This window comes from Mesorhizobium comanense, from assembly GCF_005503535.1.
GTDB classification, from domain to species: Bacteria; Pseudomonadota; Alphaproteobacteria; order Rhizobiales; family Rhizobiaceae; genus Mesorhizobium; species Mesorhizobium comanense.
In genome coordinates this window covers 31545-55990 of sequence record NZ_SCNN01000027.1, presented here as the reverse complement: position 1 = coordinate 55990, position 24446 = coordinate 31545, and the positions used below count along the sequence as shown (strand labels likewise).

Below are 24446 nucleotides of genomic sequence, written 5' to 3'. Positions count from 1 at the left end.
AGCCGGCGCGACATGTGTTCGCGCCAAGTGCAGACACTTGATATCCGGCTTGGTTTTGAATTTGAAGTTTGTCGGCTGCGATGTCATCAATGGCCGACGAACGTCAAGCCCACGGCCCCAGCCCGTCCATCGCCGGAAAATGTCTCCACTCACCGAAACGGTTCTCTTTGTCTTCAGCCTGGTGGCGCTCGGCTATCTCGCGGGGCTCACAGGCTACCTGAGGCCGGCGAGCGGCGAGGGGATATCCGATTTCGCCGTCAGCGTGGCGATGCCGCTGCTCCTGTTCCAGACAATGGTCAACGCCGACTTTCACGGCGTGGCGCCGTGGCCGCTGTGGGGCGCTTATTTCGCGGCCGTGGCGATCACCTGGGCGGCTGGCCACCTCGTCACCACGCGGATCTTCGGGCGCGACGCGCGCGCAGGTGTCGTGGGCGGCGTGTCGTCGGCCTATTCCAACGTGGTCCTGCTTGGCGCACCGTTCATCCTCGGAATATTCGGTCCGAGCGGCTTCGAGGTGCTGTCGCTGCTTGTCTCGGTGCACCTGCCGATCATGATGATGGTCTCGATCGTGCTGTTCGAGATGTTTGGCCGCGGCAGCGGCGAACATATGCATCCGCTGCGGGTCATCAGAAGTTTCCTGCGGCGGCTGTTCATCAATCCGCTGATCATCGGCATCGTGCTGGGACTTGCATGGCGCATCGGCGGCGTCCCGCTGCCCGGCCTCCTTACGCGGCTGGTCGATGCGCTGGCCGATACCGCAGGGCCGGTGGCGCTGTTTGCCATGGGGCTCAGCCTGCGCCGGTTCGGCATTTCAGGCAATGTCCGGCCGGCGCTGGCCCTCTCCGCGCTGAAACTGTTCCTGATGCCGGCGCTGGTTCTCATCTTCGTCTGGCTGCTCGGTCTGCCGCCTTTGACCGCCAAGGTAGCGGTCGTGGTGGCGGCGCTGCCGTCGGGCATCAATTCCTATCTGATCGCCGTGCAGTTCAACACCGGCCAGGCGTTGGCCTCGAACCAGATGACCATCGCCACGGCCAGCGCCGCGGTCACCACGGCCTTCTGGCTGGCGGTTGTCGTGCAGGTTTTCGGATAGGGTTGGCCTCGATGGGCGAGGCGGTTGCCCGGTCGGAGCCCGCCGGCCCTCGTTTCCTGCTGGCCTAACCCCTATATGCCATCTTGCGATTGCTTGCGGGCCTTGCCCTAGGTAAAGAGCAGTGGCTCCGCCGTGCCGGCCTTTCCAAGCGCTCGCGCACGCTCACCGAAGAATTCACAGACCGGCCCCTCAGCGCGCCGAATGGAGGATAGACCATGCTTCAGAAAACCAGCCATTTCATGCGGCAGGCCAATCTCATCAACGGCGAATGGGTGCAGGCCGACAGCGGCCAGACGGTCGACGTCACCAATCCGGCAACCGGCCTCAAGATCGGCACGGTGCCGAAGGCAGGCAAGGCCGAGACCCGTCGCGCCATCGAGGCCGCGAACGAAGCCTTCAAGTCCTGGCGCAAGACGACCGCGCTCGAGCGTTCCAAGTTGCTGCGCAAGCTGCATGACGCGATGATGGACAATCAGGATGTGCTGGCGGAGCTCCTGACCATAGAGCAGGGCAAGTCGCTGTTTGAATCCAAGGGCGAGATCGGTTCTGCCGCGGCCTACATCCTGTGGTTCGCCGAGGAAGGCCGTCGCACCTATGGCGACGTCGTGCCTTCGCCGTGGGCGGATCGCCGCATCCTGGTCACCAAGGAGCCGGTTGGCGTCATCGCCGCCATCACGCCGTGGAATTTCCCGTCCTCGATGCTGGCGCGCAAGCTCGGGCCGGCGCTCGCTGCCGGCTGCACCGCGGTCGTCAAGCCGGCCTCGCAGACGCCGTATTCGGGCCTCGCCTGGGGCGCGCTCGCCGAGGAAGTCGGCTTCCCCAAGGGCGTCGTCAACATCCTGACCGGTTCGGCCGCCGAGATCGGCGACGAAATCTGCGCCAACCCGCTGGTGTCGAAGATCACCTTCACCGGATCGACCGAGATCGGCAAGCTGCTCATCCAGAAGTCGTCGGTGACCGTGAAGAAAGTATCGATGGAGCTTGGCGGCAACGCGCCGTTCATCGTCTTCGACGACGCCGACATCGACCGCGCGGTGACCGGCGCGATCACCGCCAAGTACCGCAATTCCGGCCAGACCTGCGTGTGCACCAACCGCTTCCTCGTGCAGGCCGGCGTCTACGACAAGTTCGTCGAGAAGCTCGCCGCCGCCAGCAACGCGCTGAAGGTCGGCTCCGGCCTCGAGGAGGGCGTGCAGCAGGGGCCGCTGATCGACGAGAAGGCGGTCGAGAAAGTCGAGGAACTGATCGCCGACGCCACGTCCAAGGGCGGCAAGATCGTCGCCGGCGGTCATCGTCACGCCCTTGGCGGATCGTTCTTCCAGCCGACCGTCATCGCCGACGCGACCCCCAAGATGCGCTTCATGAAGGAAGAGATCTTCGGGCCCGTCGCCCCGGTGTTCAAGTTCGAGACCGAGGAAGAGGCCGTCGCGCTCGCCAACGATACCGAGTTCGGCCTTGCCTGCTATTTCTACACCGGTGATCTCGGCCGCGCCTTCCGCATCATGGAAGGGCTGAAATACGGCATGGTCGGCGTCAATGAAGGCCTGATCACCACGCCGGAAGCGCCGTTCGGCGGCGTCAAGGAATCCGGTCTCGGCAAGGAAGGCGGGCACCAGGGCATCGAGGACTACCTCGATACCAAATATGTGTGCATCGGCGGCCTCGGCCTCTGATAGTCTTTCCCTGAGACGGGCAGGCCTGTAACCTGCCCGTCTCAGGCTCCGGAAACCTCCTGGGCTCTGGGAATCTGCCGAAATCCTCGGATCAACTGGCATTTGCGGGCGTGGCGATGAAGGACGGCGAGGTATTCGGCACGACGCAGGCGGGCGAGCCGATCCGCCGCTTCGCGATCAGGGGCGGCGGCCTCACAGCCAACATCATCGGGCTGGGCGCGATCATCCAGGATTTGCGCCTGACCGGCCATGACGCACCGCTGGTGCTCGGCTACGACACCCTGGCGGCGTATGAAGCCGACAATGCCTTTTTCGGCGCCACCGTCGGCCGTTACGCCAACCGCATCCGCGATGGCCGTTTCACGATCGCCGGCAATCGCTACCAGACCGAGCCCAATTTCCTCGGCAAGCATACCTTGCATGGTGGCTCGCAGGGCTACGCGCATCGGCCGTGGACGGTTTCGCTGCATGGCAAGGATTTTGTCACGCTGACGCTGCACGACCCCGATGGAACCATGGGCTTTCCCGGCGCGCTCGACGTCACCTGCACCTACCGGCTGAAGATACCGGGTACGCTCAGCGTCGAACTGACGGCGACCTGCGAGGAGCCGACGCTGTGCAATCTGACCCAGCATTCCTATTTCAATCTCGATGACGGCGGCGCCGGCGATATTCTCGACCACCGGATGATGCTGAATGCCGGTGCCTATCTGCCTGTCGACAGCGACATGATCCCGACCGGCGTCGTCAAGCCTGTCGACGGGACGCCGTTCGACTTCCGCCAGGCGCGGCCGCTGCGCATGGAGACGGAAGGCGAGCAGTTGCCCTACGACCAGAATTTCTGTCTCGGCTCGGCACGCGGGCCGCTCCGGCAGGCGTCATGGGCGCAAGGGGCGAATTCGGGTGTCGAGATGGAAGTCTGGACCACCGAGCCCGGCGTCCAGCTCTACACCGGCCAGTATGTGACGCCGCGCACCGGGCTGGAGGGCCGTAATTACAAGGCCTTCTGCGGCTTCTGCCTGGAGCCGCAGATCTGGCCGGACGCGCCGAACCGGCCCTATTTCCCGCAGGCCACGCTGTGGCCCGGCTCCATCTACCACCATGTGACGGAATACCGTTTCCGCCTTCCCTGATTGCAATCTGGCCTGATTGTTGTCAGGCGAAAGCTGCCCGCAGCGTTTCGAACGGCGCCAGGGCGCCGCGCACCTGCACGACAGCAGCCGCGACCCGGTGCGCACGGTGTGCCGCGTCGGCCGGACCAAGACCGGCAAGGCGGGCGGCAAGGTAGCCGCCATTGAAGGAATCGCCGGCGCCTGTGGTGTCGAGCGGCCGGGCGACATGAATTGCCGGAACCTCCCGCAGCGTCTGCGCCTGCGCGACCAGTGCCGGAGCCTCACCATTCTTGACGACGACTTCGCCCACGATACGCCCGAGCCGCGAAGCGGTCGCGAGAGGCGTTTCATCGCCAAACAGCATCTGTTCGTCGGGAAAGGTCGGAAGGGCGATGTCTGTCGTCCCGAGCGCTTCGATGATGACGGCCTGGGCTTCCTCGCGGCTGCGCCAGAGCCGCGGCCGATAATTGGGATCGAAGGCGATCATCGAACCAGCGGCGCGAGCCTTGGCCACTTCTGCCAGAAGCGTCTTACGCGCGGCCTCGTCCAGGATTGCCAAAGTGATTCCGGAAAAATACACAAGCGCCTGATTTTCCAGGCTTTTCGAGAGCGATCCGGGATCCGACGCCAGCTGCCTCGCGGCAGCATCGCCACGCCAGTAAGTGAAGGAGCGCTCGGCCCCGGTCAGCGTGATGGCATAGAGCCCGGGGCGGGCGCCTGGTATCACCGGGCTGGAGCCGATGCCGATGCCATTTTCAGCGAAGAAACCGATCTGGCCCTGCGAGAAGGGATCGTCGCCGAAAGCAGACACGTAGGTCGCGGGCCGCCCATCGCTCAGGGCGTGCAGCGCCCACAGCGTGTTGAACGTGTCGCCGGCAAAGCCCATGCGCCAGTCCGGGCCGCTCTGGCCCGACAGTTCGATCATGCATTCGCCGATCGAAGCGATGCCGTTTCGGGCCATCCGTGATCCTCCAGTGGACTTCGGTCCTGTAGCTTTTTGCCTGGCGCAGCGCCATGCTTGGCAAGCAGGCTTTTTTGCGCCACAGCGTTTTCCCACAGTTTGGCGGGACGCAATCCCGCCGGCAGACGTTGTCTGCAGAAGAGGAACCGGTTTGGCATCGATATGGCGTTATCTCCTGGCGGGTCTTGGCCTGGCTGCTCTGCTGGTCGGCGTTCTCGCGGTCGTCTATCTGACGGCGCCGCAATCGGCGCAGCCCGTCGGCCCGGATGTCTCGCGCGCCAAGAGCACGGACAACGGGTTGTTCCTGGCGAGCTTCGAGCCCGAACGCGGCGTCGTGCGGCAGGGCGAACTGGAATCCTGGTTGCTGACCTTGAAGACGAAGGCCGGCGGGCCGGTGGAGGGCGCCGCGATAGCCATCTCGGGCGGCATGCCGCAGCACAATCACGGTCTGCCCACCAGCCCCCAGGCGACCGACTATCTCGGCGAGGGGCGCTACCGGATCGAAGGCGTGAAATTCACGATGAGCGGCTGGTGGCAGTTTCATTTCGCCATTTCAGCGACCGCCGGGTCCGATACGGTGCTGTTCAACGTGGTGCTGTGAGCGATCGATGAAGCGCCTCCTCTGCTTTCTGGCGCTGACGGTGGCCGCCATCCTTGCCGGTTGCGGCAAGCCTGATTTTTCCGACGCCCAGAAGAAGACCATCGCGTCACTGGCGCTGAACACGCTGCCTTCGCTCAAACCCGACACCACCAACCGCTTCGCCGACTTGCCGGCTGCCGCGGCGCTCGGCTCGACGCTGTTTTTCGACCTTGGCATGAGCCGTGACGGTAAGGTGTCCTGTTCCACCTGCCACAAGATCGACAGGCAGTTTCAGGACGACCTGCCGCAAGCGGTGGGTGTCGGGCGCACCAACCGGCGCACCATGCCGTTGGCCGGCGTGGCGCGCGACCCCTGGTTCTTCTGGGACGGCCGCCGCGACAGCCTTTGGTCGCAGGCGCTGACGCCGCTCGAAAACCCGCTGGAGCAGGCGGGAAACCGCACCGCCTATGCGCATTACATCAAGGCGCGCTTCGGCGAACGCTATGAACGCATCTTCGGGCCGTTGCCGGATTTTTCCGGCATTCCGCCGAATGCGAGCCCGCTCGGGACCGATGCCGAGAAGGCCGCCTGGAACGCGATGAGCGCCGCGCAGCAAGACGGTATCAATCGCGTATTCGCCAATATCGGCAAGGCGATCGCGGCTTTCGAACGCTCGATCGAGCCGACACAGACGCGTTTCGACCGTTTTGCGCTGGACCTCGCCACTGGCGCCGAGCCGAAGGACGATGCCGCTTTTTCCAGGGAGGAAATCCTCGGGCTGAAGCTGTTCATCGGAAAGGCCAATTGCGTGACGTGCCACAACGGGCCGCGCTTCACCGACAATGGTTTTCACAATACGGGCGTGCCGCCGGTGCCGGACCTGCCTTTGGATCGCGGACGTGTCGATGCGGTGGCGCAGGTTCAGGCCGATCCGTTCAACTGCTTCGGCGCCTATCGCGATGGCGATGTCGGAGCCTGCGGCGAGTTGCGCTTCATGGTCAAGGACGCGCCGGAACTGGTGCGCGCCTACAAGACGCCATCGCTGCGCGGCGTGGCCGGGCGGCCACCGTACATGCATGCCGGGCAGTTCTCCTCGCTCGACGAGGTCGTGGCGCATTATGCGCGGGCGGCGCCAAGCGTCGAAGGCACCTCGGAAATACACCCTCTGCAGCTGTCGGACCGCGAGCGCTCGGCGCTGGTGGCGTTCCTGAAAACGCTGTCGGAGTAGAGGGATCTACCTGTCCTTCACCGTCTCCATCGCCACGAAAGTGGATGTCTGGGCGACATGGGGAAGGGCAGAGATGCGCTCGCCCAGTACGCGGCGATAGGCGGCGATATCCCTGGTGCGGACCTTCAGCAGATAGTCGAAGCTGGACGCCATCATATGGCATTGCTCGATCTCAGGCACGCTCTGGACGGCGCGGTTGAAGGCATCGAGCGCGGCGGAGCGGGTGTCGGACAGTTTCACCTGGACGAAGGCGACATGGCCTTCACCCATGCGCTCGCGGTCGATGATCGCCTGATAGCCCCTGATATAGCCGTCCTTCTCGAGCCGCTTCACCCGCGCCTGGACGGGCGTCTTGGAGAGACCGACCCTTGCCGCCAGTTCCGACATGGAAAGCCGGCCATTGCTCGCCAGTGCCGACAGGATGTTCCTGTCGATGCGGTCCAATTGGTCTTCCGTCATGGAAATTGCAGCCCGATCATCTGATATGACCTGCCATGTTAGATCAAATGGCCTGGGAAGTCGATTTCTTCGGACCGACTGGAAATCGCGCCTGTGCTAGCGTGCGCCATTCGGTCCGGTGACCGCCGGCCCGCTCCCTGGTGCTTGCTCCATAGGACCGTCATGCCGCTCGATACCATCCGCCAGCAGATACGCGCCAACTACCTTCCCGATGAGGACGAGGCCGTGAAGCGGCTGGCGGATGCGACGGGACTTTCAGCGAAAGACCGCGCCGCGATCTCGGCGCGAGCCGCCGATCTGGTGCGGGCCGTGCGCGGCTCGACCGATCCCCGGCTGATGGAGGTTTTCCTCTCGGCCTACGGTCTCTCGACCAAGGAAGGCGTGGCGCTGATGTGCCTGGCGGAGGCGCTGCTGCGCGTGCCCGATACCGAAACGATGGACGACCTCATCGCGGACAAGATCGCGCCGCACGACTGGTCGGCGCATTCGGGCGGTTCGAGCTCCATCTTCGTCAACGCCTCGACCTGGGCGCTGATGCTGACCGGGCGCGTGCTCGACGAAGGCGAGGGCGGCATCGAGGGCACGCTGCGCTCTATGGTGCGGCGGCTGGGCGAACCGGTCATCCGCAAGGCGGTGGCCGCGGCGATGCGCGAGATGGGCGAGCAGTTCGTGCTGGGCCGCACCATTGCCGAAGCCGTCAAGCGCGGCCGGCCGATGACGCAGAAGGGCTATCTCTATTCCTTCGACATGCTGGGCGAGGCGGCCCGCACCGAGGCTGACGCCCTGCGCTATCACAAGGCCTATGCGGACGCGATTTCGTCGCTCGATTCGGGCTCCAACGGGCCCGATATCCGCCATAACCATGGAATCTCGGTCAAGCTGTCGGCGCTGCATCCGCGCTACGAGGTGGCGCAGAAGGAAGAGATGCTGCCTGTGATGGCCGAGCGCCTCTTGTCGCTGGCGCTCGCTGCGCGCCATTCGCGCATGGGTCTCAATATCGATGCCGAGGAGGCCGACCGCCTCGACCTGTCGCTGGACGTCATCGAAAGGGTGCTGGCCGAGCCGGAACTCGCCGGCTGGAATGGCTTCGGCGTCGTCGTCCAGGCCTACGGGCCCCGGGCGGCCTACGTCATCGACTGGCTCTATGCGCTGGCGAAAAAGTACGATCGCACCATCATGGTGCGGCTGGTCAAGGGCGCCTATTGGGACACCGAGATCAAGCGGGCACAGACGCTCGGCTTGGCCTCCTATCCCGTCTTCACCCGCAAGGCCAACACCGACGTTTCCTACATCGCCTGCGCGAAGAAACTGCTCGGCATGACCGACCGCATCTATCCGCAGTTCGCCACCCACAACGCGCACACCGTGGCCGCCATTCTTTCGATGGCAGGCAATCGCGACACCTTCGAATTCCAGCGCCTTCACGGCATGGGCGAGGCGCTGCACGAGACGGTGCGCCAAGCCGCGGGCACGCGCTGCCGCATCTATGCTCCGGTCGGCGCGCATTCGGACCTGCTGGCCTACCTGGTGCGCCGGCTGCTGGAAAATGGCGCCAACTCCTCCTTCGTGCACCAACTGACCGACGAGGACGTCGAGCCCGAGGACATCGCCCGTGATCCGCTCGAAACGGTCGAAGGCCAGGGTCCCGCCGCCAATCCGGCGATTGCCCGACCTTCGCAGATTTTTGGAAACGGCCGCCGCAATTCGAAAGGGTTCGATATCACCGATCCGGTGACGCTGGCGGCAATCGACAAGGCCAAGGCCCCCTTCGCGGGGGCGGACCGCTGGCATGCCAAGCCGATTACGCGTGCCGCCGGCTACGGCAAGCAGCGCCCGGTCGTCAATCCGGCGAAACCTTCCGAGGTGGTTGGTACGGTGCTCGAAGCCGCGGCCAAGCAGGTCGCGACAGCGGTGCGGATCGCCGTGGAGGCGCAGCCAGCCTGGGCGAAACGTCCTGTCGCCGAGCGCTCGGCCATCCTCAATCGCGCCGCCGACCTCTATGAGGCCAATGCCATCGAGTTCTTCGCGCTGGCCACACGCGAGGCCGGCAAATCACTGGCCGACGGCGTGGCGGAAGTGCGCGAAGCCGTCGACTTCCTGCGTTACTACGCGGGCGAGGCAGCCAATGCGGAATCGGGAACGCAGGCGCGCGGCGCGATCGTGTGCATTTCGCCATGGAATTTTCCGCTGGCCATCTTTACCGGCCAGATCGCCGCGGCACTGGTGACCGGCAACTCGGTCATCGCCAAGCCGGCCGAGCAAACGCCGCTGATCGCCTTCCGCGCCGTCGAGATGCTGCGCGAGGCCGGCGTGCCGGAGGACGTCATCCAGCTTCTGCCCGGAGACGGACCGACGGTCGGCGCGCCGCTGACCGCTGACCCGCGCATCGCCGGCGTCTGCTTCACCGGATCGACCGAGGTCGCCAAGCTGATCGAAAAACAGCTTGCCGAGACAGCCGCACCCGACGCCATGCTGATCGCCGAGACGGGCGGTCTCAACGCCATGATCGTCGATTCCACCGCGCTGCCCGAGCAGGCGGTGCGCGACATCCTGGCCTCGGCCTTCCAGAGTGCCGGCCAGCGCTGCTCGGCGCTGCGCGTGCTCTACGTGCAGAAGGATGTCGAGAAGAAGATGCTGGAGATGCTGAAGGGCGCCATGGAGGCGCTCAATATCGGCGATCCCTGGCTGATCTCGACCGATGTCGGTCCGGTCATCGACGACGAGGCGCAAGGATCGATCCGGGATTATTGCAACACGATGGGCCTGCAGGGCCGCCTGATCGCCAAGCTCGAGGCCCCGAAGGACGGCCGCTTCGTCGCGCCGCATGTCTTCCGGGTCAAGGGCATCGAGGAGATGGAGCGCGAGGTGTTCGGGCCGGTGCTTCATGTCTCGACGTTCGACGCCGACGAGATCGACGCCGTCATCGCCGCGATCAACCGCAAGGGCTATGGCCTGACCTTCGGCCTGCACACACGCATCGAAGGCCGTGTGCAGCATTTCGTCGACGGCATCCATGCCGGCAACATCTATGTCAATCGTAACCAGATCGGCGCTGTCGTCGGCTCGCAGCCGTTTGGCGGGGAGGGACTTTCCGGAACCGGTCCGAAAGCCGGCGGCCCGCACTATCTCAGGCGTTTCCGCAAGGGACCGGAAGCGGGTACGGAAGTCGGTGAGGGGCACAAGGTGACGGCGACGGAGCTTGCCGACAACCTGCCCGATTCCGCACTTGGCGGCTGGTCGACGCGCCCGGACCGGATCGCGATCCTGCGCAAGCATCTGCGCGGCAAGGGAGCCGCCGCCATCGCCGCCGCGGCTGCAATCGATTTCGGCCAGGTCGATCTGCCCGGGCCGACCGGCGAGGCCAACACGCTGTCGCTGTCGCCGCGCGGGCGAGTGCTGTGCCTGGGGCCGGACGCAGACACGCTGCTCGCGCAGACGATCCAGGCGCTCGCCGCGGGCAATGCGGTGCTGGCCGTGGCGCCGGGCGCGCCGGCCGCACTTTCGGCGCTGACCGGCAAGGGGCTGCCGCTGGCCGCGATCGACGGCCGCCCCGATCCGGTCGAGGCGCGCGCGCTGCGCGTCGATGTCGTCGCCTTCTCCGGCACGCCGGAAGCGGCGCGCATCGTACGCAAGGTGATCGCCGAACGCTCGGGCCCGATCGTGCCGCTGGTCAGCGAGGTGCTCAATCCGGCGGCCTATGCGCATGAACGGGCCGTCTGCGTCGACACCACGGCGGCGGGCGGCAACGCCAGCCTGCTTGCGGCGGCCTGAACGGCAAGGCTGCCTTACACCTCTTCGGGGGCGCAGCCGAACTTCAAGAGATTGCCGTGCGGATCCCGGATATAGAACTCTTTCATGTTCCAGGGCCGCACGGCGAAGGGACTCAGTTGCTTCACGCCGCGGGCCGAAAATTCCGCATGCAGCGCCGGTACTTCGCCACCCCTGATGTAGCAGGCTGACACTTCCGGAAGCTTGCGGTCGTCGCTCTTCCAGAAATGGATTTCGATCTCGCCCCGGCGCACGATCAGATAGTCATCCATCTCCGGCCCGACGACTGCGAAGCCGAGATCGTCGCGGTAGAAATCGCGTGTCGCCGCGATGTCGGGCGAGGGCAGGATCGGGATGCTGCGCGCGGGATCCTCGGCTTGCGCCGTCATGATCAGGCGCCTTCCACGACGGAAAAGCCCTCGAATTGCGGGTGGCCGAGATAGTGGACCTTGGTCGTGCCGACATTCCTGTGCGCGGCGCGGAAGTTTTCCGACTTGGTCCAGCCGACGAAATCGTCGTGGCTCGCCCACACCGTGTGCGAGGCAAACAGCGTATAGCCCTCGGTCTCGTTGACGGGGCCGCGCAGCAGGTGGAACTCGCGAAAGCCTTTCATCTCGGCGAGGCTGGAATCGCGGTTCTTCCACACAGCCTCGAAATCGGCTTCCGAGCCGTTCTGTACCTTGAAGCGGTTCATGGCGATGTACATGGGATTCCTTTCATGTGGATTGTTGTGGTTGCCGTCCTGGCTTGGCGCGGGTCGGTCGATTCAAAACGGGCCGATGTCGAGTTCGAATTCCAGACTTGGCCTGCCGGCCTGAGCAGGAATGGGCGGGAACGGCGCGGCCTTGCGCACGATGCCGAGCGCAGCTTTGTCGAAAGCCGCCGACCCGGAGCTTTCCAGGATGCGCAGCTCGTCGATGGTGCCCTTTCTGCCCACGACGAATGCGACAATCGCGTTGTTGCGCGCGGTCAGCTGCAGCGAGGGCGGGAGTGTGCGGTTGACGCTGCCGAGCTTCCTGAAGACATCGCCGCGATAACTGTCCTCGGTGGCGCTTCCCGTCTCTTTGCGGTTCTTGCCCGTGCTCGTCGCCAGCGCCGCCTGGTCCTTGCCGTCCGCGGTGCCGCTTCTCTCGTCCGCTCCACTGGTTGCCGGCGGCGTTGGTCTCGCCGTGGGGACAGGCGGCCGGTCGGGAACGGCAACCGGCGCCTCGACGACTTGGGTCTGGGCGTTTGGCTCATTCGGTGTTTGCGGCTGAACCACCACGCTCTGATTGTCCGTGCGCGGCGTTGCCGACACCAATATGTCCGGTCTGGCTGGCGACTGCCTGGCGGTTTCCGGCAATGGTTCGGGCGCCGGCTTTGGCGTGTCGGTGGCTGGCACGGGAGCTTGGCTGGTCGCCTGACGCGCCGGCTGCGCCGGCGGCGTCGGCGTGGCAGCTTTTGTCTGCTGCTGTTTGACGGGTTTGGGGCTCGGCACCAGCGTCACGTTCATCGCATCGGGATTGCGGTCCAGCGCGTTGCCGGCCACCTTCTCTCCGGACTGGTCGCTGCCTTGCGATTGCGGGGCGTCCAGCAGATTTGACGAACCGGAGGGCGAGATCAGGAAGAACGCCGCCGCCGCGGCGTGCAACAGGCAGGAGGCCAGGAAAGCCACGGGCCATTTTCCGTTACGCGGGACCGACGCAGGTGCAAGCGGCTCTGCTGGCGCTATCGCCAGCTCGGCGCCGGCGTCTGGGAGGGGGCTGATTTCCTGCATGTCGCGGGCCGGAAATTGCCGCGACCGGCGGGCAAAAGTCAAATCAAGATCGGTTGCCGCAAACGGCGAAATGCCGGCCACCACCCGCGGCCACGGCACGGCATTTCCAGCGAATGCGGTATGCAGTCCCAATGGCTCAGACGCCGAAAGCGATGCCGGTCTTGGTGTCGGTCTTCAGCTTGCGCATGCAGGCGGCCGGTTCGACACCGGTTCCCGTGCATTCGGTCGCGCTGTTGATGAGCACGCGGCTGACCTTGGCGCAGTCGGTGCCGGCGAGATCGAAGCGCGTCACCTTGGTCTTGCCCGCCGGCAGGTCCTTGAAGTCGAGCACGGTCAGCCGGTCGACGACGCCGGCCTCGTTGAACAGGGCGATCTCGAACGCCGCCTTGGAGAGGTCGGCGCCGAGATTGTTGTTGACCAGGAAGGTCAGCCGGCAGCCCTTGCCGGACGGCTGCGCGGCATTGAGTTCGAGGGTCAGGACCGGCGCGGACTGCTCAGCCCACGCCGGAACCGTCGCAAGCGACATCGCCAGCGCCGAGGTCAGCAGACGAAGGGATGTCGTCAAGCTCTTCATGGTCCATCAGCCTCCAAAGCGCATGGTTGCGGCGAGTTTCAACGTGATACCGGGTTCATAGGCCGCGAATGTCGGTGGCGCGGCCGGATTGGTCGACGGAACGACGTTGAGCGGGTTAGCGTATTTGACATCGAACAAATTGTCAGCGCGGAAATCGATCTTCAGATTGTCGGTCGCCTGGTAGCTGGCGAAGGCGTTGACCAGCGTATAGTCCTCGGCAATCGGATTGCCTTTCGGCTTGCCGTTATATTGGACCTCGCCGCCGACGGTCAGCTTGTCCTGGAGGAAACGCAGGCCGAGTTGCGCGGTGACCTGAGACGAGGGGATGGTGGCGAGGTCGGCTTCAACGCCCTTGTACGAGATCGTGTGGCCATTGGTGATCGACGCGGAGAGTCCGGCATAGCCCCATCCGGCATCATAGACGCCTTCCAGTTCAAAGCCGTCGATCTTGGCCTTGGCGAAATTCTGGTACTGGGAGCAGATTGGAATTCCGGGGCCGAACGGACATCCGCTGCCCGGAACGAACGGGGACAGCGTCACGGAGTCTATGTAGTCGTCGACATTGTTATTGAAATAGGCCGCCTTCACACGCAGCGCGTCACCGGCTTCCAGAATGTCGTTCTGCTTGTAGTTGACGCCGAATTCGGTCGTCTTGCCGATCTCGGGCCGCAAATTGGGATTGGGCAGAAACGGGAAGGTTACGCCGGCCGGGTGCATGCCGCTGATCAGCGTCTCGGTCAAAGACGGCGAGCGGTAGCCCTCGGCATAGGTGCCATAGAACTGCAGGCCTTCAAGACCAGCGCTTTGGAATGGCGAGACGCCGATGGTGATGCGCGGCGACAAGCGGTCGCCCGAGGTTTCATGCGTGCTGTCCTTCAGGCTGTAACTGTCGTAGCGCAGCCCAGCAATCACCTCCAGCCAGTCCCAGGTGAGCTTGTCCTGGACATAGGCGCCGGAAACGTTGCGTTTGCCGGAGGGGGTGTAGAAACTATCGCCGCCGGCGGAACCCCCGGTCTCGACATTGTCTCCCACCCAGTCGCCACCATAGGTGAGCTCGTGCGCGATCGCCGCCGTCTCGAATCTCGACGTGTTCCAGATGTCGATGCCCGTCGTGCCGATATCGAAGGTCGACATTGAACCCGCGGGCAGAACCACGGGAAGGCCGGTCACCGGGCTGAAGCGGTTTTGCGGGACCAGGCTCGTCAGGTCGAGATTGGTCTTGTTGTAGGAGGCGTTGATGTGCAGGTCGAGCCAGCTCTTGTTCTCGTCGGTGATGTTGTAGCGTGCGGTGAAGGCATTCGACTTCAAGTCGACGTTGTTCGCCGGCACACCCTGGCTTATCTCGTTCCAGCCGTCGCTCGAGCCGACCCAGCCGAGTTTCAGTTCGCTGTTGTCGGTCGGGCGGATGCTGGTCTTGAGCATGCCGCTCAGCACGTCGAAGCCTGTGCCCTTGACGGTGTCGCCGCCACCATCCTTGTAGTCGCCGTAGTCACGGTAGACGATATTGCCGAGCACATCCCAGTTCTCGTTGACGCGATAGGCGCCCGTGGCGCTGGTGGTCCAGCCCTTGCCGTTGCTCTCGTACCGCCCGGTCACCGAGGCGCCCCAGGTCTCTTCCGGCTTGAGGAAGTCGGCGGCATCCTTGGTGTCGAAGAAGACGACGCCGCCGATCGCACCCGAACCATAGGTGTTGGCGACAGGGCCGCGGATCACATCGACGGATTTGATAAGTTCAGGGTCGATGTAGAAGGTCGACTGCGTGCCGTGGTCGGAGCGCTGAAAATCCTGGCGTGCGCCATCGACGATGACCGCGACGCGGCCAAAATCCTGCAAACCACGGATGTTGATGCTGGTGCTGACGCGCCTGGCGTCGGCCTGCGCCGCCACACCGGGCACGCCGAACAGCATTTCATTCGGGGTCGTCGCCATGCGACGGTCAAGCTGTTCCTGACCGAGATGGCTGGCCGAGGCCAGCGACTGGATCGCCGTCTCGCCAATGCGGCTGAGCACGAGGATCTTGTCGAGCAGTGTCGCGCCGGCTGGCGCCGCCTTCTCCTGCTCGACCGGCTTCGATTGATCGGCCTGCTGGCCCGCGGGCGGTGTCGCCTGCTGTGCGCTGGCCGAGGTTGCAGAGAGGGCGATCGCCGCCACGCTTGCCAACAAAGTCGCTACGCCCGCCGCCGACCGGCCGCGCCGTTCCCAAATCACCAACCCCATGCCCCAACTCCAAAGTCCAGGTTTCATGCTGGCTGGCCTGGGGCTGGCTGGCATTTTTGATCGTGTCCGGCGTCTTAAATGTTGACTCGTTTGCTCCGGTATTGCACTGACTAATAAACATGATTATTCAAGTCAAGAAATGAATCGGCAATTACGCAACGCCTAGCCAGATGCCCGGCACAGGAAAGGGATCGACCCAGATGAACACGCACAATCCCAACGATTTTCGTTATCGCGTCCGCCGTTCCGATGATGCCTCCACCCGCTTCGATCGGATCCCGCTGTCGGTGCGAACCCTCTCCAGCAATACCCTTTTCCAGGGTGAGCACGAGATCGGCATCGAACATCATGGCGCGCTCTACCGGCTGAAGATCACCCGGCAGGGCAAGCTCATCCTCAACAAGTAAAAAGGCAGCAGGGGTAAGACATGGACCAGCGCGTAAAACCCGCCCCACATGAAATCCGGCGGGCACGGACGGAAAATCCGAAAACGCGCGAGCGTGACCTCGCCAGCCAGCTTGGCATTTCGGAAGCCGAGCTGGTGGCTGCGCATTGCGGCGACGGCGTCGTGCGCGTCGAGCCGCGCGTCAACGACCTTCTCACCGGGCTTGAGGCCGTTGGCGAGGTGATGGCGCTGACGCGCAACGAAAGCGCGGTGCACGAAAAGATCGGCGTCTACGACAAGGTCGTCACCGGCAACCACAATGCGATGGTGCTCGGCGAGAACATCGATCTGCGCATCTTCCCGAAGGTCTGGGCATATGGCTTTGCCGTGGAGAAGCGTGACGGCGAAGACATCCGCCGCAGCCTGCAATTCTTCGACGCCGCCGGCGAGGCGGTGCACAAGGTGCATCTGCGGCCGTCCTCCAGCCTCTATGCCTATCAGAAGCTGGTCGCCGCGCTGGAATCGCCGAACCAGGAGCCTACGATCGATATTTCAGGGGTCGCCTCCGACGATGAGGGCGAATCCGGGACGGCGTCGCCGAATCTGGACGATCTGCGCGACCGCTGGAGCCGCCTGACCGACGTGCATCAGTTCTTCGGCATGCTGAAGACCTTGAAGCTCAGCCGCCGCCAGGCCGTGCGCATGGTCGGCCAGGACTATGCCTGGCTGCTCGACAATGACGCGGTCCGCGCCATGTTCCATCACGCCGCCGAAGGCGACATGCCGATCATGTGCTTCGCGGGCAACCGCGGCTGCATCCAGATCCATTCCGGCCCGGTCAAATCGATCAAGCCGATGGGCCCGTGGATCAACGTGCTGGACGAAACCTTCCACCTGCATCTGCGCACCGACCACATCCATGAGGTCTGGGCCGTGCGCAAGCCGACCAAGGACGGCCATGTCACGTCGTTGGAAGTCTATGCCGCCAATGGCGACATGATCATCCAGTTCTTCGGCCAGCGCCATGAAGGCGAAAGCGAGCGCGACGACTGGCGATTCCTGGCGGAAAACCTGCCGCGCATCCCCAACCCGACCGCGGCCTGAGGTAGAATCCGATGCGTACAGTTTTCTGTTTTCGCGCGGCGCTTGCGCCGCTGGTTGGCGCTTTGCTTGCTTTCACGGCCCTGCCTGGCCGAGCCAACGAAGGCACGGCTGTGTTTTCCGATAGTTCGCGGATCGTCTCCATCGGCGGCTCGATCACCGAGATCGTCTATGCGCTCGGCGAGGGGAGCCGGCTCGTCGCCCGCGATTCGACCAGCAATTATCCAGAGGAAGCCTCAAAGCTTCCCGATGTCGGTTATATGCGCCAGCTGTCGCCCGAGGGTGTCCTGTCGGTCAACCCGTCGGGCATCCTGGCGGTCCAAGGCAGCGGCCCGCGTGAAGCGATCGACGTGCTGAAAAAATCGAGCGTGCCCTATATCGAAGTGCCGGATCATTTTACCCATCAAGGCATCCTGGAAAAGATTCGGCTTGTCGGCAAGGCACTGGGTGTCGACGCCAAGGCCGAGGCGCTTGCCGTCGAAACGGACGCGAAACTGGCCGCGGCGGAAAAGCAGACGGCCTCGATCAAACAGCGCAAACGTGTCCTGTTCGTGCTCTCGACACAGGGCGGCAAGATTCTCGCGGCAGGCGGCGACACAGCGGCCGACGGCATCATCAAGCTGGCCGGAGCGGTCAATGCCGTTGAAGGATCGTCCGGCTACAAGACCATGTCGGACGAGGCGATCGTGACAGCGCGGCCCGACGTCATCCTGACGATGAAAGGCGGCGGACCGCCGATTTCGCAAGAGGAGCTCTTCGCCAATCCCGCGATCGCGTCGACGCCGGCGGGTGCCGATCGCAAGTTCATCAGCATGTGGGGCGGCTACCTGCTCGGTTTCGGTCCGCGCACCGCCGACGCCATCCATGATCTTGCCGTCTCGCTCTATGGCGCGCAGGTCACGGACTGAGCGCGGATCATGGTCGATCAATCGATCGCCGGCCAGGTGGGCGCGATGATGACCGGCGAGGGCGATCGTTCCGGACGCGCCCGTCTGGTCATCTTCCTCTCCTTTGTCGTGCTTGTGCTGTCCATGCTCTTGTCGCTGACCTCGGGCGCGTCCGACGCGTCCGCGGTTCGCGTCATCCACGGGTGGTTGACGGGTGCCATTCCGGTGGATGCGGCGCTTGCCGCACGCGACCAGCTGATCGTCTATGACATCCGCATGCCGCGGGTGCTGCTCGGCGTGCTGATCGGTGCGGCACTTGCCGTCTCCGGCGCGGTCATGCAGGGGCTGTTTCGCAATCCGCTGGCCGATCCCGGCCTTATCGGCGTTTCGGCGGGAGCCAGTCTCGGCGCGGTCGCGGTGATCGTGCTCGGCTCGACGCTGCTTTTGCCGCTGACCGTTCTGTTCGGAACTTTCGCCTTGCCGTTTGCCGCTTTTTGCGGCGGGCTGACCGTCACCCTGCTGCTTTACGGCGTCGCCACGCGGCAGGGCCGCACGTCGGTCGCCACCATGCTGCTCGCAGGTCTCGCCATGGCCGCCCTTGCCATGGCACTGACAGGCATCCTGATCTTCATCGCCGATGACCGGCAGCTGCGCGATCTGACCTTCTGGCAGCTTGGCTCGCTGGCCGGCGCGACCTGGCAGAAGATCGGCTCCGTCGGGCCGATCATCGTGCTTTCGCTGGCGGCGATGCCATTCCTGGCGCGCGGTCTCAACGCGCTGGCGTTGGGGGAGGCGACCGCCGGCCATCTCGGAATTCCGGTGCAGCGGCTGAAATACACGGCCATCATCGGTGTCTCGGCGGCGGTCGGTGCCTCGGTTGCCGTCAGCGGCGGCATCGGCTTCATCGGCATCGTGGTGCCGCATCTGCTGCGCCTGCTGATCGGTCCCGACAATCGCTACCTGCTGCCGGCCTCCGCATTGCTCGGAGCGTCGCTGCTTTTGCTCGCGGACGCTGTCGCCCGCACCATCGTGGCGCCGGCCGAATTGCCGATCGGCATCGTCACGGCGATCGCCGGCGCGCCGTTCTTCCTCTGGATATTGCTGCGCAAGCGCGGCGTCATTGATTTGTGAGGCTGGAATGATCGAGGCGAGGGATGTTTCGGTGACGCTGGGTGGCAAACGCATCGTCACCGGTGTCGATTTCGGCGCGCGGCCGGGCGAAGTCGCGGCCATCGTCGGCCCCAACGGTTCCGGCAAGACGACCTTCCTGAAGGCGTTGTGCGGCGAACTTGCCTATACGGGGACTGTCACCCTCAACGGCCGCGACCTGCGTGCGATGAAGCCGGTCGAGGTCGCGGTCCAGCGGGCGGTATTGCCACAGGCGACGGTGCTGTCGTTTCCATTCACGGTGCGTGAAGTGGTCAAGCTCGGCCTTGTCGGCGGTCGTTCGGGCGCCTTGCCTGGCGAGGATTCGCGGCTGCCGGAGAGGGCGTTGGCGCGTGTCGATCTCGAAGGCTTTGCCGGGCGTTTCTACCAGGAGCTTTCGGGCGGCGAGCAGCAGCGCGTCCAGCTTGCCCGCGTGCTGTGCCAGGTCTGGGCGCCGGTGCTCGACGGCAAACCGCGCTATCTGTTCCTCGACGAGCCGGTTTCCAGCCTCGACATCAAGCACCAGCTGATCATCATGAACATCGCCCGCGACTTCGCCAGAAGGGGCGGGGGCGTGGTCGCCATCCTGCATGACCTTAATCTGACGGCCATGTATGCCGACCGGATCTTCGTCATGCATCGCGGCCGGCTGGCCGCGACCGGAGCTCCGCAGGACGTGCTGAGCGACGATCTGATCGAAAGGGTTTTCGATTGCCGGCTGAGGGTCGGTGCGCTGCCTGCCGGCAACATGCCGTTCGTGCTGCCTCAGTCCGCTGTCTGAACCCTACGGTTCCTTGCTCTCATCCTGCCAGAGAACGGGCTCAGGCGGCGGGGGCGCGGCGTTCCAGCATGTCGATGCCGAGCAGGTTGCGCACATTCGGCCGTGCCGCTACGAGGTCGGCGATCGTGTAGCGGGCAAGTACGGCGAAGAAGGCGTTGAGCGCCTCGCGCAAAGCCGAGTTCAACGCGCAGCTGTCGACCAGCGGGCATTCGGCGGCATCGTTTTCGAAGCATTCGGCCATGGCGAAGCTTTCCTCGGTAACGCGCACGACATCGAACAGGCTGATGGCCTCGGCCGCGCGCCCGAGCCGGACACCGCCATTCCTGCCGCGCACAGTCTCGACCAGGCCGTTCTCGACCAATGGCTGCAGGATCTTGAACAGGAAAAGCTCCGACACGGAATAGGCGGCCGCGATTTCAGGGATGCGGCTCAACCGGTCATTGTTGGCGGCACAATACATCAGAATGCGCATGGCATAGTTGGTTTGGCGCGTAAGCCGCATTTTGTCCTCGCTGGGCGCTGGTGCGATGCAACCACGCCGGATTCTTGAACTTTGCTGGGCGGCTCTTCTCCAAGATTCCGGAGTCGCCACACTGGCCTTGGCCGAATATGGCCTATACCTTGGAATAATTCCAGACTAGCTTCGCACAATAGATGAATATTCTCGTCAACTTTATGTGCGCAACCGCATGGAACGCCGGGAAAGGCGGTTGTCGCGGGCATTTGGAAGACCGAAGCCCTAGATAGGGTCGAGATCGACCAGAGATCGACCGAAGTCGACCAGAGATTGGCGAGGAGCATTTCATCCATGTCACAATCGGCCCTGCCGCTGGCGACCGCCGGTTTCGATGCCGACGCTGCCGCCAAGCTTTCCGCTTTGCGCCGGACCAAGTTCGTCGCCACCGCCGCGCTGGCGCTTTGCGTGCTGGTGTTTGCCGTGGCAAAGTCGTTCGAGAGTTCCTATCCGTGGCTGGGTTTCGTCGCGGCTTTCGCCGAGGCGGCGACGATCGGTGGCCTCGCCGACTGGTACGCGGTGGTGGCGCTGTTTCGACGGCCGCTGGGGCTGCCGATCCCGCACACCGCCATCATCCCGGAAAACCAGACCCGCATCGCCGACAATCTCGGCCGCTTCATCGAGGTCAATTTCCTGGCGCCCGAACCGGTGCGCGAAAAATTGGCCGAGGTCGATTTCTCCGCGCTTGTCGCCGATTGGCTCGCCGATGCCGAACGCGCCGCCGGCCTGTCGCGCTTTGTCGTGCGGCTGGTGCCGCAGACGCTTGCCGCCGTCGAGCAGTCCGGCCTGCGGGGCTTCGTCACCAGCCGCATGCTCGAGCAAATCGAAAAGGTGCCTCTGGCCCCGCTCGCCGCCGAGTTGCTGTCGGCGCTCACCGATGATCGCCGGCACCAGAAGCTGTTCGACGAGTTCATAAAGGTGATCGGCCGTTTCCTCAACGACGAACAGGCCCTGGAGACGATGCGCGACAAGATCCGCGAGGAATTGCCGTCGCTGTTCAACCTGTTCAGGGCCGATGCCTATCTTTTGAAGAAGATCGTCGCTTCGGCCGGATCGCTGCTCGATGAGGTTCGTGCCGATCCCGATCACCCGATGCGCGCCGAGTTCGACCGGTTCGCGCAAGGGTTCGTCGAGCGGCTGCGCACGTCGAAGCAATATGCAAGGCGTGCGGAAAAGATGAAGCACGATTTCCTTGCCAGGCCGGAGGTCCGGGCGCTGGCCGGCGACATGTGGGAAAGCCTCAGCCTGTTCATCGAGCAGGATGCCAAGGCGCCGAATTCGGTGATCCGCGAACATCTGACCGATATGTTCGTCGAGGTCGGCCGGCATCTTGCCGGCGATGCGCAGATCAGGGCCGATATGAACCAAGGCTTCGTCGTGGCGCTGGCTTCCTTCGTCGAGAGCCAGAAGAGCGGCGTCTCGAAATTCATCGCCGATCAGGTCAAACGCTGGAATCTGGCGCAACTGACGCGGCTGATCGAGATGAACATCGGCAGGGACCTGCAATATATCAGGTTCAACGGCATGATCATCGGCGGGTTGGCCGGGCTCGTGCTCCATACGATCGAACTGCTGCTCCCGATCAATTGATGCCGATAGCCCGTCAGGCCCGCGTTCGAATTGGACAGGCGATGTCCGAGTGCTATCCTCCGCACGAGGGCAACCGCACCGGCGGCAAAAGGGGAGAAGACATCATGGCGAAACAACCGGAAACCGATTCCTTCATGGACATGTTCGGCAGGTTCGGCCGCGACCTGAAAGTGCCCAACGTCGATGTCGAGGCCATCCTTGCCCACCACCGCAAGAACCTCGAAGCGCTGGAGAAGTCAGCACGAGCCGGCGCCGCCGGCGCGACCTCGCTGTTGTCGAGGCAGCGCGAAATGCTGCAGGACACGCTGCGCGAGGTTGCCGACATGGCACAGGGGTACCGCGCGCCCGGAAATCCGCAGGAGCTGATGACCAGGCAGACGGAGTTCGCCCGGAAATCCTTCGAGGCGGCGCTCAAAAATGCCGGTGAAGTGGCTGAAATGGCACGGAAATCCGGCACCGAATCGATCGAGATCCTGCGCGCGCGCATCAAGGAGGCCATGGAGGAAATTCGTGCCGGCTACGAGAAGAAGTAGCTCCCGGCGACCTCTTTTCAGGCTTTTTGCCGTGGACGCCAATCCGGCTTTGAACCGTTGCGCATCGTCGCATCCGCGCCACACGAGGGGTGGCATGGCACGGTCGAGCCAGAATTTGGCGGAACGGATTCAGGCAGAGTGAATTGACAGAGGCCGCCCGTTCGTGGTCCGGAGGCGCTGCAATCGATCGGGAAAGCAGGAATGAACGAAGCACGGCCTAAAACGCCGCCGACCTACGAGCAGTTGAGGACGATGTCCGGGCAGGAGCTCGGCGTCTCGGAATGGACCACGGTCGACCAGAACCGCATCAACCAGTTCGCCGAATGCACCGGCGACCATCAATGGATTCATGTCGACCCCGAACGGGCCCGGCGGCAGAGCCCGTTCCGCACGACGATCGCGCATGGCTACCTGACGCTGTCGATCATCGGCGCGCTGGCGCTCGACATGGGCATCGTGCCGGAAAATACGCAGGCCGCTTTCAACTACGGATTTGACAAGGTGCGGTTCCTGGCGCCGGTCAAGGTCGGTGCGCGCATCAGGTTGCGCACCACGCTGCTATCCATGGAGGACAGGGGCCCCGGCCAGTACCTGATGAAGGCAGCTAATACGGTCGAGATCGAGGGCGAGGAGAAACCGGCGCTGACGGCGGAAACGCTGGTCATGCTCTATGAGCGCCGCAAGCGGGCAGGGGCCTGAGCGGCGCTCGCTCAAGCCCCCCTCCGGATCCTGGTGCTACCGCTGAAGCAAGCGCCTCAACGCGCATAGGGTTGTCGCCGCCAGCACCGTGGCGTAGCCGGCCAGAGGCCACGCCGTGTTACCGTCCAGCAGGACGATGAAGGCCGTGCCGGCAATCCCGACGATCAGGCTCTGGACACAGAAATAGAGCGCGACCGCCGTTCCCGCCGTGTCGCCGAAGGCTTCGAGCGCGCCATTGGCCGTGACTGAACCGGCAAGGACGATGCCCACCGCCATCACCCACATCGGCAGGACGACGGTGGCGAAGGATGGCGTGGCGAACACCTGCGCGACCACCAGCATCGCCGCGCCGAGCAGCAACATCGCCATGCCGCGCGCGAGGCTGCCGGCCGTGCCCCAGCGCGCGATGAAGGGTCTCGCAAGACGGGTCGTGGCGATCATCACCAGCGCCACCGTGGCAAAGGCGAGGCTGAATCCCAGCTGGGAGTAGCCTGCGCGACCGATGAGCACGCGCGGTGCTGTCGAGAAGAACACGAAGAAGGTGCCCATGGCCGCGGCGAAACCGAGCGTATAGGTCCAGAAGGCAAAACTGCGCAGAACCGGGCCGAAAGCGGGGCGCGGACCGGAACTGTTCTGCGGTCGTCTCGTGCCATCGCAGCCATGCATTGAGGGTGGCCATCATGGCCAGAACGCAAAGCGTGGCAAAGATGGCGCGCCAGCCGAAACCCCCGGCGATCAGAGCGCCGGCGACCGGTCCCAATGCCGGCACGAAGGCCAGCATGGAGCTGAACAGGCCATAGATGATCGTGCCCTCCGGGCGTTCGGCATAGACGTCCCGGACCGTGGCGAAGGTTGCCACCAGGATGGCGGACGCACCCATGGCCTGCGCGACGCGCAGGACGACGAAGGCCGCGCCGGATGACGTGCCGGCGAGCAGGATCGAAGCGGCCGCGAACAGCAAACCGCCGCCGATCAGCACCGGGCGTCTGCCGATCCGGTCAGAGATCGGCCCAAACACGACCTGGCCAACGCCAAGGGTGATCATGTAGAGGCTCAGCGTCAGTTGAATGACGGAAGCCGATGTGCCGAGCGCCTCCGGCATGACCGGAACGACAGGCAAGTAGATGTCCATGGCCAGCGAGGCGAGGATGTCGAAAGGCGCCATCAGCAGCAGCGCCGACGGCAGGGAATGGGCCCATATGGGCCGGTTTTGAGAAGGCATGATTGAGTGTCCGCACAAATGGTGAGATTTGGCGGCGATCTGCCGTTTCAGCGATGGTGTGATTTACGGGGCAGAAGGCCGCGACAACGGGATGTCGCCGCGGCTTACCTGTCTGCTGATTTGGTGGTTCCCATGCCGTTGCCCCGTGATTTGTCTTGCAGGCGGTCGCC

At 64.2% G+C, this 24446-nt stretch carries 22 protein-coding genes and 1 pseudogene; 14 read left to right on the top strand and 9 right to left on the bottom strand.

Annotated features, from left to right (window positions below; translation table 11 throughout):
* Positions 1-139: 139 nt before the first annotated feature.
* From FFS37_RS30430 to FFS37_RS30420, 3 genes are all read left to right on the top strand, one after another.
* Positions 140-1090: an AEC family transporter gene (locus FFS37_RS30430; protein ID WP_137934662.1), complete on the top strand. Its 951-nt coding sequence runs from the start codon at positions 140-142 to the stop codon at positions 1088-1090.
* A 215-nt stretch (positions 1091-1305) separates the two neighbouring features.
* Positions 1306-2763 carry an NAD-dependent succinate-semialdehyde dehydrogenase gene (locus tag FFS37_RS30425; protein ID WP_137934661.1) on the top strand — a complete coding sequence of 486 codons (1458 nt, stop codon included), beginning with the start codon at positions 1306-1308 and terminating at the stop codon, positions 2761-2763.
* Between the two features lie 110 nt (positions 2764-2873).
* Positions 2874-3896: an aldose epimerase family protein gene (locus FFS37_RS30420; RefSeq protein ID WP_137934660.1), complete on the top strand. Its 1023-nt coding sequence runs from the start codon at positions 2874-2876 to the stop codon at positions 3894-3896.
* A gap of 22 nt (positions 3897-3918) precedes the next feature.
* Here FFS37_RS30420 and FFS37_RS30415 read toward each other — a convergent pair whose 3' ends face one another.
* A complete protein-coding gene (locus tag FFS37_RS30415) occupies positions 3919-4836 on the bottom strand; it encodes a sugar kinase (RefSeq protein WP_137934659.1) in 918 nt (305 codons plus the stop codon).
* A 151-nt stretch (positions 4837-4987) separates the two neighbouring features.
* Here FFS37_RS30415 and FFS37_RS30410 point away from each other — a divergent pair, with 151 nt between their 5' ends.
* Together FFS37_RS30410 and FFS37_RS30405 are read left to right on the top strand one after the other, a co-directional pair.
* Positions 4988-5437, top strand: coding sequence for a FixH family protein (locus tag FFS37_RS30410; protein WP_137934658.1), 450 nt, complete (start codon positions 4988-4990; stop codon positions 5435-5437).
* Between the two features lie 7 nt (positions 5438-5444).
* Complete coding sequence (locus tag FFS37_RS30405; RefSeq protein WP_137934657.1) at positions 5445-6644, top strand: cytochrome-c peroxidase; 1200 nt, start codon at positions 5445-5447, stop codon at positions 6642-6644.
* Between the two features lie 6 nt (positions 6645-6650).
* On the opposite strand, the gene FFS37_RS30400 is transcribed toward FFS37_RS30405, so the two are convergent.
* On the bottom strand, positions 6651-7103 hold the full coding sequence (locus FFS37_RS30400; protein WP_137934656.1) for an Lrp/AsnC family transcriptional regulator: 453 nt from the start codon (positions 7101-7103) through the stop codon (positions 6651-6653).
* Between the two features lie 162 nt (positions 7104-7265).
* Between FFS37_RS30400 and putA the strand changes: the two genes are divergently transcribed.
* Positions 7266-10874 (top strand): bifunctional proline dehydrogenase/L-glutamate gamma-semialdehyde dehydrogenase PutA, encoded by a 3609-nt coding sequence (gene putA / locus FFS37_RS30395; protein WP_137934655.1) that lies wholly within the window; start codon positions 7266-7268, stop codon positions 10872-10874.
* A 14-nt stretch (positions 10875-10888) separates the two neighbouring features.
* Here putA and FFS37_RS30390 read toward each other — a convergent pair whose 3' ends face one another.
* The 5 genes from FFS37_RS30390 to FFS37_RS30370 form a co-directional block, all read right to left on the bottom strand.
* A complete protein-coding gene (locus tag FFS37_RS30390) occupies positions 10889-11260 on the bottom strand; it encodes a bleomycin resistance protein (protein WP_137934654.1) in 372 nt (123 codons plus the stop codon).
* 2 nt (positions 11261-11262) lie between these two features.
* A complete protein-coding gene (locus tag FFS37_RS30385; protein ID WP_137934653.1) occupies positions 11263-11577 on the bottom strand; it encodes an antibiotic biosynthesis monooxygenase family protein in 315 nt (104 codons plus the stop codon).
* A gap of 60 nt (positions 11578-11637) precedes the next feature.
* The gene (locus FFS37_RS30380; protein WP_232375822.1) at positions 11638-12525 is read right to left on the bottom strand and encodes an energy transducer TonB; all 888 of its coding nucleotides are present in this window, start codon (positions 12523-12525) and stop codon (positions 11638-11640) included.
* 238 nt (positions 12526-12763) lie between these two features.
* Entirely contained in the window at positions 12764-13201 is a 438-nt protein-coding gene (locus tag FFS37_RS30375; RefSeq protein ID WP_137934652.1) for a hypothetical protein, read from the bottom strand.
* Between the two features lie 6 nt (positions 13202-13207).
* Positions 13208-15418: a TonB-dependent hemoglobin/transferrin/lactoferrin family receptor gene (locus FFS37_RS30370; protein ID WP_137934651.1), complete on the bottom strand. Its 2211-nt coding sequence runs from the start codon at positions 15416-15418 to the stop codon at positions 13208-13210.
* A gap of 200 nt (positions 15419-15618) precedes the next feature.
* Between FFS37_RS30370 and hemP the strand changes: the two genes are divergently transcribed.
* From hemP to FFS37_RS30345, 5 genes are read left to right on the top strand one after another with little or no spacing between them, the layout of a single operon-like run.
* Positions 15619-15825 (top strand): hemin uptake protein HemP, encoded by a 207-nt coding sequence (gene hemP, locus FFS37_RS30365; RefSeq protein ID WP_137934650.1) that lies wholly within the window; start codon positions 15619-15621, stop codon positions 15823-15825.
* Between the two features lie 20 nt (positions 15826-15845).
* Positions 15846-16907, top strand: coding sequence for a hemin-degrading factor (locus FFS37_RS30360; RefSeq protein ID WP_137934649.1), 1062 nt, complete (start codon positions 15846-15848; stop codon positions 16905-16907).
* A gap of 11 nt (positions 16908-16918) precedes the next feature.
* A complete protein-coding gene (locus tag FFS37_RS30355; RefSeq protein WP_137934648.1) occupies positions 16919-17812 on the top strand; it encodes a heme/hemin ABC transporter substrate-binding protein in 894 nt (297 codons plus the stop codon).
* 9 nt (positions 17813-17821) lie between these two features.
* Positions 17822-18922, top strand: a complete 1101-nt coding sequence (locus FFS37_RS30350; RefSeq protein WP_137934647.1) for a FecCD family ABC transporter permease — start codon at positions 17822-17824, stop codon at positions 18920-18922.
* A 7-nt stretch (positions 18923-18929) separates the two neighbouring features.
* Positions 18930-19718, top strand: a complete 789-nt coding sequence (locus tag FFS37_RS30345; protein WP_137934646.1) for a heme ABC transporter ATP-binding protein — start codon at positions 18930-18932, stop codon at positions 19716-19718.
* 40 nt (positions 19719-19758) lie between these two features.
* Here FFS37_RS30345 and rirA read toward each other — a convergent pair whose 3' ends face one another.
* A complete protein-coding gene (gene rirA, locus FFS37_RS30340) occupies positions 19759-20220 on the bottom strand; it encodes an iron-responsive transcriptional regulator RirA (RefSeq protein WP_137934645.1) in 462 nt (153 codons plus the stop codon).
* Between the two features lie 306 nt (positions 20221-20526).
* On the opposite strand from rirA, the gene FFS37_RS30335 reads away from it, so the two are divergent.
* The 3 genes from FFS37_RS30335 (at position 20527) to FFS37_RS30325 (ending at position 23054) form a co-directional block, all read left to right on the top strand.
* Positions 20527-21822 (top strand): DUF445 domain-containing protein, encoded by a 1296-nt coding sequence (locus FFS37_RS30335; RefSeq protein ID WP_137934644.1) that lies wholly within the window; start codon positions 20527-20529, stop codon positions 21820-21822.
* A 104-nt stretch (positions 21823-21926) separates the two neighbouring features.
* Entirely contained in the window at positions 21927-22355 is a 429-nt protein-coding gene (locus FFS37_RS30330) for a phasin family protein (RefSeq protein WP_137934643.1), read from the top strand.
* Between the two features lie 201 nt (positions 22356-22556).
* Complete coding sequence (locus tag FFS37_RS30325) at positions 22557-23054, top strand: MaoC family dehydratase (RefSeq protein WP_137934642.1); 498 nt, start codon at positions 22557-22559, stop codon at positions 23052-23054.
* A gap of 36 nt (positions 23055-23090) precedes the next feature.
* Here FFS37_RS30325 and cml read toward each other — a convergent pair.
* Positions 23091-24276 (bottom strand): annotated as a pseudogene (gene cml, locus FFS37_RS30320) (CmlA/FloR family chloramphenicol efflux MFS transporter).
* Positions 24277-24446: the final 170 nt, after the last annotated feature.